The following is a 7,829-nucleotide window of genomic DNA, read 5'->3' on the forward strand; positions in this document are numbered from 1 at the left end:
GGTTGGTGCAAATAACTCATCTGTAGATGCTGCGCTTGAAACCTATCGTAAAGGCGCTCAGGTAAGCATGGTGATCCGGGAACCGGAAATTGGTGAAAGGGTAAAATACTGGGTCAGACCTGACATCGTAAACCGGATAAAGGAGGGCAGCATTAAAGCCTATTTTAATTCAAACTTGTCAGAGGTCAGGGAAAATGAAGTTGATATAATTGGTCCGGATGGAAAAATCACTCTCCGCAATGATTTTGTTTTGGCCATGACAGGTTATCAGCCTGATCTGAGTTTTCTTAGAAAATTAGGAATCAATATCTCAGATGATGAAAAACAGGTACCGGAGCACAATCCCGACACAATGGAAACAAATATGAAAGGGATTTACCTCGCCGGAGTTATCTGCGGAGGTATGGATACACATGTTTGGTTCATTGAGAACTCGAGGGTGCACGCGGAGAAAATAATTAAGCAGTTGAAAATTGACAGTTGATAGTTGACAGTTGACAATTAGTAATTGTGCTACATTGGGAAGATTCTACTCCATTCCAAAATTCCTACGACCACACTATTTATTCTTAACAACCAATACTCCGTTGTCAATTGTCAATTGTCAACTGTCAATTGTCAACTCAACTAATTAAGTTCAAAATCTCCGTCAAAGGCTGATCACTATCAATCAATATCCCTTTCACTCCTGCTGCCTCACCGGCGATCACATCTCTTTCTCTGTCGCCGATAAAATAGGATGAGCCTGCATCGATGCCGAAACGGGCAATGGCCTTTTCAAGCATTAGCGAACCGGGTTTGCGGCAAAGACATTTCCCATTGTACTCTGGATGATGCCTGCAGTAATAAACATCAGTTAAATGAATCCCCTGATCAGCATAAGTCTTTCTGAGATGATCATGCATCAAACCCAGCGTATCTTCCGAATACCAGCCCTTGGCTAGTCCACCCTGATTGGTAATAACAATCAGTAAATAACCACGTGATTGCAATTCTATCAAAGCCGGAAAATTATGTTCCAGCACTTTAAAGTCCTCGAACTTGCATACATAATCCCCTAGTTCTTTATTTAAAACCCCATCCCGATCTAAAAAAACGGCTTTTTTCATTTTATTTCTGATATACTGTTAAATAAGTATCTTTAATTTAGCTGTGAGTTGTGGGCTTTGAGTTGAGAGCTGAGAGCTGAGAGCCCATAGCCCATAGCTGATAGCTCATAGCTCATAGCTCATACAACAAAAATACTCTCTTTACATTTAACTTAACAAAAATATATGTCGGACACTACAGAAAAGAAAGAGTTTAAGCCCTACATCAGTTCAGATAGCAAGGTGGCTGAATTCACCGTAAAATCAGTGTTGCTTGGGGCAATATTCGGGATCATATTTGGGGCAGCAACCGTTTATCTTGCATTAAAAGCCGGATTAACCGTTTCAGCTTCAATCCCAATCGCCGTACTGGCTATCTCTATTGGCCGAAAATTCTTCAAAACAACCATCCTTGAAAATAACATCATACAGACGACGGGTTCTGCCGGAGAATCAATTGCCGCAGGTGTTGTGTTCACCCTGCCGGGATTTCTGTTTCTATCAGCAGGGAGTAACAGCGAATCCTTTTTCTCTTACTGGCCAATTTTCTTCCTTGCTGCTTTAGGAGGAATTCTGGGAACCCTGATGATGATTCCACTCAGGAGATCTCTGATAGTTGAAGAACATCAAAGTCTGCCTTATCCCGAAGGAACTGCATGTGCATCGGTATTGATTGCAGGCGAAAAAGGGGGCGACTTTGCTAAAACAGCATATTACGGACTTGCCTTTGCATTTGCCTATGCTATTCTTCAGAAGATATTCCATCTGATTGCAGAGGCTCCTGCCTGGGCAACAAACCAGGCAAACAAATTCTTTCCTTCAGCAACTGTAAATGGTGAAATCACTCCTGAATATATGGGTGTTGGTTATATCATCGGACCAAAGATTGCCGGAGTACTGGTAGCAGGCGGTGTACTTGCCTGGTTAGGACTTATCCCCTTGCTGGCAACGCTTGTTCCGGCAGAAACAATTGCCTATCAATTAGTTAAGCTTGGTTACCTGAAAGATGTATACAGTCCCGGAGGGCCGGGGGGATGGGATCCTTTAAACATGGTCTTTGCCAATACAGCTACAGCAATCTACCAGGCCTATGTAAAACAGATCGGGGCAGGTGCAGTGGCAGCCGGTGGATTTATAACCCTTCTTAAAACGATTCCTACAATTGTTTCTTCATTCAAATCAAGTCTGGCATCGATGAATAAGTCGGGTTCAGAAAAGCAGACCATTAAACGCACAGACGATGACCTTTCATTTAAAATTGTAATTTTTGGAAGCCTTGGACTTATTTTACTGATGGCTTTATTACCACAAATACCCGGTGATTCGGTATTAAACAAATTACTGATCGGGGTTTTGGTAATCATCTTCGGATTTTTCTTCGTGACCGTATCCAGTCGGATCGTAGGCTTGATCGGGACCTCCTCAAATCCGGTATCCGGAATGACTATCGCCACTTTAATGGGAACCTGCCTGATTTTCATCAGTATAGGCTGGACCGGCCATTTATATGAGCCAATGGCATTGGTTGTAGGAAGCATGATCTGTATTGCTGCAGCCAATGCCGGAGCAACATCACAGGATCTTAAGACCGGATATATTGTCGGCGCAACACCAAGGTATCAGCAATTAGCACTGTTTGTCGGCGCAATTGTTTCTGCCGTTGTGATCGGACTCACACTTTCTGTATTAGACAGACCAACTGCTGAAATGACTGCTCAGGGAATAACCCATGCAATCGGAACTGAAACTTATCCCGCTCCGCAGGGAACCCTGATGGCTACCCTGATCAAAGGACTACTTTCATTTAACCTCGACTGGCAATTTGTACTCGTTGGTGTCTTCCTGGCAATCACAATCGAGTTATGCGGGGTTAAATCACTTTCTTTTGCTGTAGGAGCTTATTTACCGCTCTCTACTACCCTGCCAATCTTTGCCGGAGGTGCCATTAAAGGTCTGGTAGAGATGAGAACTAAGAAGGATGGCAAAAAATCAGAAGATGATGAGCTGGGCAAAGGAAACCTGTTTGCTACCGGACTGGTTGCTGGTGGTGCTTTAATGGGCGTTATTTATGCCTTCCTGATGGCATTTGAATCAACCGGTGGTCCGGTAGGAAGCTTGAACATGGAAGAGCACCTGAGCGGCTTGCTTGGAACCGGAGGATATCAGATCTTAGGATTTATGTTCTTCCTGTTCATGGGCTGGACTTTATACCGCATTGCAATTAGCAAAGAAAAGTAATTCATATAGAGCAACATAGGGTAAAGAACAAGCAGAAATACCTGTTCTTTACCCTATATCCATTTTTTAAATTAAATTTGAATTTTGAAACAAATTGCATGAAGATGCATCCAATAGCCTTCAGAGCAATACTTTCTTAATTTTTATTTAATCTCTATGAAAAAAATTCTACTTGTATTTACTTTTCTTGCTATAATTCAACAAAGCTATGGTCAGGGTTGTGTCGCAGTAAGGCATTTTGGGGTTTGTTCTGCCGATATGACTCACAACACCTTTGAAAAAGGTGATATTCAGGCAGGTGTAAACTACCGGTATTTCAAGTCTTTCAGACACTTCAGGGGGACTCATGAAGAGCCTGACAGGGTTACGAACGGAACAGAAGTAATCAATCACTCCCATAACTGGGAATACAGTGTAAACTATTGGTTATCGGGCAAAACCAATTTAATTCTTGGTATCCCAACCCAAATCAATACGAGATCATCTCTTTACGAGCATGGCAGAACAGAGCGGCATATGTCCTTTTCACGAGGATTGGGTGACATCAGGTTTGGTATTCAGCAATGGATCGTTCAACCTGGTTCAAAATCATGGAATATCCAATTGGGATCATCCCTGAAACTACCTACAGGTAATTTTAATTCCTCAGATATCTTTTATAATGTTGGCGTGAACGGAACACCGGAGGTTAGGCCTGTCGATCAATCGATTCAGTTAGGTGATGGTGGATTTGGGGTAATTCTTGAAACGCAGATGTATGTTAAACTCAGTGAAAAGATCTACCTCTCAACCGGAGCATTTTACTTAATAAACCCAAGAGAAGTAAACAATATCAGAACATTCAGGGAAAAATTAAGTCCGACACTTGCTAATGAGGCTATTATGTCAGTTCCTGATCAATTTTCATCAAGATTAGCCGCAAATTTTTCTCTTAGCCCTTCTTCAAATATATCCCTGGGTGGCCGGTATGAGGCTGTACCTGTGAATGATTTTATTGGCGGAAGTGCAGGTTTCAGACGCCCGGGCAATATCCTCTCGGTTGAACCGGTATATTCTTACATGAAGAATAATCTATCACTCAGCCTTGGCTTGCCTATCGCTGTCAGAAGAGAACGTCCTCAGAGTTATACCGATCTGGAATATCAGAGAACTACCGGAACCTATCGTATGGGGGATGCAGCTTTCGCTGATTATGCCATTAACGTAGGTATTCAATATACATTTAAGAAAAAAACAGAGGCAAAAGGTGCTCCGGTGTTTGAAATTCCCAGAGAATAACTAAAAGAGAATTAATTAAGCATTCTTTAAACCCTATAGATTGAGGGATAGACCCGGTTTTATAGCACTGTCGGAAGTGTTTAAACCTGATTGGAGCGGATACCGGCCGGTGGGTTAAGGCCTGTGGAGTATGAGCGAAAAGCAGGAATACCATTAAAAAATGCACCGCAGTACATTTCAAAATAATAAAACCACAAATACTAAAAAAAGCAATTAAACCCGGCCTTTAACTATAACAATATTGAAATCATGCTATTCAGGGAATATTCCCTGTGGTTGTTGTTATCACCGACCAGAGTGAAATAGCGAATCTAAGAGTGGAACAGATAACAATTCTATTTCCCGGTTCTCACATTTGCTAATTTGCTAATCTGCTCATTTGCTAATTCTCTCATTTGCTAATTCTCTCATTAACCTTTAGGGAATATTGCTTACACCACCTGATACAATGAATTTCATTGCTTCACTGGCGCTCATTTTAAGCGGTTTGACACGATCTGCATTCACAATGCATAATTGTCCGGCGAAGGAATAAGATAAAGGAAAATACACCGCAACCTCACCCGGGTAACCGATTTTGGAAAGGTCTTTTTGAGTCAGGAAGCCAATTTTCTTCAATCCTGTTTCATTTACTTCTACAACTACTGGCTCGTTGAATTTCTTATCATCACCTACAAAAGCCTCAGTAAGATCTTTGAAAGAGGTATAGATTACATTAAATACTGGCAACCTTTTGAACCAGGAGCCGAACCACTTTTTGATTGGATCAGTCACAAAGTTTGTCACGACAATCCCAACCACAATCAGAATCACCACAACACTAAGAATACCTAATCCGGGAATATAGATAGGTTTTCCGGTCTGGTCTACCCAAATTACATCACTTAAATTAAGTGCCGAATCCAGCTTGGAAACTGCCCAGTAAATAAAAAATAAAGCCGCGGCAATTGGCAGAATTACCAGGGCGCCCCTTACGAGGTAATTAAATAAAGCTCTGACTATTCTATTCATAATAATAAATTCGTTTCACACGCTGGGAAATGCCCGTCAATACCTCATAAGGTATCGTATCCAACTGTTTTGCAAGATCTTCGACTCTGATCTGATCATTGAACACAATCACTTCATCCCCTTCGGCAGCATCAATACCGCTAATATCCAGCATGCACATATCCATACAAATCTTTCCGATCGTTGGGACTTCCTTACCTCTTACGATCATTTTACCCTTTCCATTGCCCAATCCCCTACGGTAACCATCTGCATAACCGATCTTCACGGTAGCAATTTTGCCTCCTTCAGGCATCTTCCCTTCCCTGCCGTACCCTATTGTATCGCCAGCAGGAATATTCTTGATCTGTGATATACTTGTTTTCAGCGAAGTTACGGTTTGTAAGGGAGATTTTGAATCATAAGCCGAATCTATCCCATAAAGGCCAATACCAAGGCGGACCATATCAAAACGGGAATCCGGCCAGCGGCTGATCCCGGATGTATTGGCTATATGCCGCATGAATGTATAGTTCAGGCTTTTACTGATCCGTTCAGACAGCCTGAAAAAAAGATCGATCTGATATCTGGTGAATTCATCATGCTCCGGATCTTCACTTGCCACCAAATGAGAAAACACACTCTGGATACGTACTCCCTGTGTATTGATTAGAATCTCAATCAGTTCATCCAGTTCATCCTCCATGAAGCCAAGCCGGTGCATACCGGTATCCAGTTTAAGGTGAATTGGATAATTCTCCAGATTCTTCCGGTTCAAAACCTCTAATAACTGATTTAAAACCCGTACACTGAAGATCTCCGGTTCAAGTTTATGCTGGATGATCGTTTCAAACGCCATTGCATCCGGACTCATCACCATAATTGGTAAACTGCATCCAGCATTCCGTAATGCAACACCTTCATCAGCATAGGCAACCGCCAGATAATCTACCTTATTGAATTCCAGGAGATTGGCTATCTCAAAACTGCCACTACCATAAGAAAACGCCTTCACCATGGCCATTATTTTTGTCCCTGCCCCTAATTCCAGCTTATAATGATTCAGATTATGCTCCAGCGCATTCAGATTAATCTCCAGAACGGTTTCATGAACCTTTTGCGTTAAAAGCTGACTGATTCGCTCAAATTCGAAAGCCCTTGCACCTTTTAAAAGTATGGTCTCATTATGAAACTTTATTGAGGCGAAATGTTCGAGGAAATCCGCTGTGCTGGCGAAGCATTCGGTCTCAAAAGGATAATCAGCAGCATACTTACTGATATGCTCCCCTACGGCAATTAAGCGGTCGACTGATTTATTCTCCAGCAGATTCCTTACCTGCTCATACAGAGCTTCAGAATCAGTCCCGGGTATATCAGAAAGGATCAATGTGCGTCGCTGATGTTGGTTCTGCTGTTTCAAAAAATCAAGAGCAATAGCCAGTGAAGAGAGGTCGAGACTGTAAGAGTCGTCGATTACAGAGCAGTTGTTGATACCATTCTTAAGTTCAAGCCGCATTCCTACCGGAATCAGTTTTTCAAGCCTCTTATCAGCCTCTTCAGGCTCATAACCTAATGCAAGTAGGCTTGCCCAGCAAATGATCGCATTTTCAATGGAGGCCTGATCAGTGAAAGGGATCATTGCCTGAACATCCTTTCCGTTGAAACGCGCTCTCAGAAACTGGAACCTTTCCTCAAGTACCTCATCATCAAAAACCTCTAAATTTGCCTGTCCGCGATAGTTCCAGGTGAATTTATTCTTACCGGGTATATCACCATCATACTGATCCAGGTATTTATCTGAATAAATAAACAGATCCACTCCCTCAAACAGCTTCAGCTTTTCCCTGATCTTATCATTAAGGCTTTCAAAACCGGCACTATGAGCCTCCCCGATATTGGTGAGTATTCCGATCGTAGGCCGAATTATCCTGGCCAGATTCTCCATTTCGCCCGCTATGGATACTCCGGCTTCAAAGATCGCCAGATCATTTTCCTCATTCATTTCCCATACCGAGACCGGTACCCCGATCTGAGAATTATAACTTTTAGGACTCCTGACAATATTGCTTTCAGGAACCAGAAGCTGATAGAGCCATTCTTTAACAATGGTTTTACCATTGCTACCGGTGATACCGATGACCGGATAATTGAATTTTGAACGATGAGCAGCTGCCAGATCCTGCAAAGCCATTAGCGTATCGCTAACCCTGTAAAAATTAGCATCAGGATAAGCTT

At 42.3% G+C, this 7,829-nt stretch carries 6 protein-coding genes; 3 read left to right on the forward strand and 3 right to left on the reverse strand.

Annotated features, from left to right (window positions below; genetic code table 11):
• On the forward strand, positions 1-484 hold a 484-nt coding region (locus VGE44_RS04495), incomplete at its 5' end, for an NAD(P)-binding domain-containing protein (RefSeq protein WP_331076555.1).
• Between the two features lie 139 nt (positions 485-623).
• On the opposite strand, the gene VGE44_RS04500 is transcribed toward VGE44_RS04495, so the two are convergent.
• Positions 624-1,109, reverse strand: coding sequence for an HAD family hydrolase (locus VGE44_RS04500; protein ID WP_331076556.1), 486 nt, complete (start codon positions 1,107-1,109; stop codon positions 624-626).
• A gap of 165 nt (positions 1,110-1,274) precedes the next feature.
• On the opposite strand from VGE44_RS04500, the gene VGE44_RS04505 reads away from it, so the two are divergent.
• Positions 1,275-3,326, forward strand: coding sequence for an OPT family oligopeptide transporter (locus VGE44_RS04505; RefSeq protein WP_331076557.1), 2,052 nt, complete (start codon positions 1,275-1,277; stop codon positions 3,324-3,326).
• A gap of 156 nt (positions 3,327-3,482) precedes the next feature.
• Entirely contained in the window at positions 3,483-4,604 is a 1,122-nt protein-coding gene (locus VGE44_RS04510) for a hypothetical protein (protein ID WP_331076558.1), read from the forward strand.
• A gap of 417 nt (positions 4,605-5,021) precedes the next feature.
• On the opposite strand, the gene VGE44_RS04515 is transcribed toward VGE44_RS04510, so the two are convergent.
• Together VGE44_RS04515 and VGE44_RS04520 are read right to left on the reverse strand one after the other, a co-directional pair.
• A complete protein-coding gene (locus VGE44_RS04515) occupies positions 5,022-5,615 on the reverse strand; it encodes a DUF502 domain-containing protein (protein ID WP_331076559.1) in 594 nt (197 codons plus the stop codon).
• Positions 5,608-7,829: bifunctional UDP-N-acetylmuramoyl-tripeptide:D-alanyl-D-alanine ligase/alanine racemase (locus tag VGE44_RS04520; protein ID WP_331076560.1), on the reverse strand; the 2,222-nt coding region annotated here is incomplete at its 5' end. The genes VGE44_RS04515 and VGE44_RS04520, both read right to left, overlap by 8 nt.

Source organism: Daejeonella sp. (assembly GCF_036405355.1).
In the GTDB taxonomy this organism is placed as follows: Bacteria; Bacteroidota; Bacteroidia; order Sphingobacteriales; family Sphingobacteriaceae; genus Daejeonella.

What these genes read in the sequence shown, in the direction of transcription:
- VGE44_RS04510 (WP_331076558.1), top strand. Translation starts at nt 3,483, where the DNA reads ATGAAAAAAATTCTACTTGTATTTACTTTTCTTGCTATAATTCAACAA.
- VGE44_RS04505 (WP_331076557.1), top strand. Translation starts at nt 1,275, where the DNA reads ATGTCGGACACTACAGAAAAGAAAGAGTTTAAGCCCTACATCAGTTCA.
- VGE44_RS04515 (WP_331076559.1), bottom strand. Translation starts at nt 5,615, where the DNA reads ATGAATAGAATAGTCAGAGCTTTATTTAATTACCTCGTAAGGGGCGCC.
- VGE44_RS04500 (WP_331076556.1), bottom strand. Translation starts at nt 1,109, where the DNA reads ATGAAAAAAGCCGTTTTTTTAGATCGGGATGGGGTTTTAAATAAAGAA.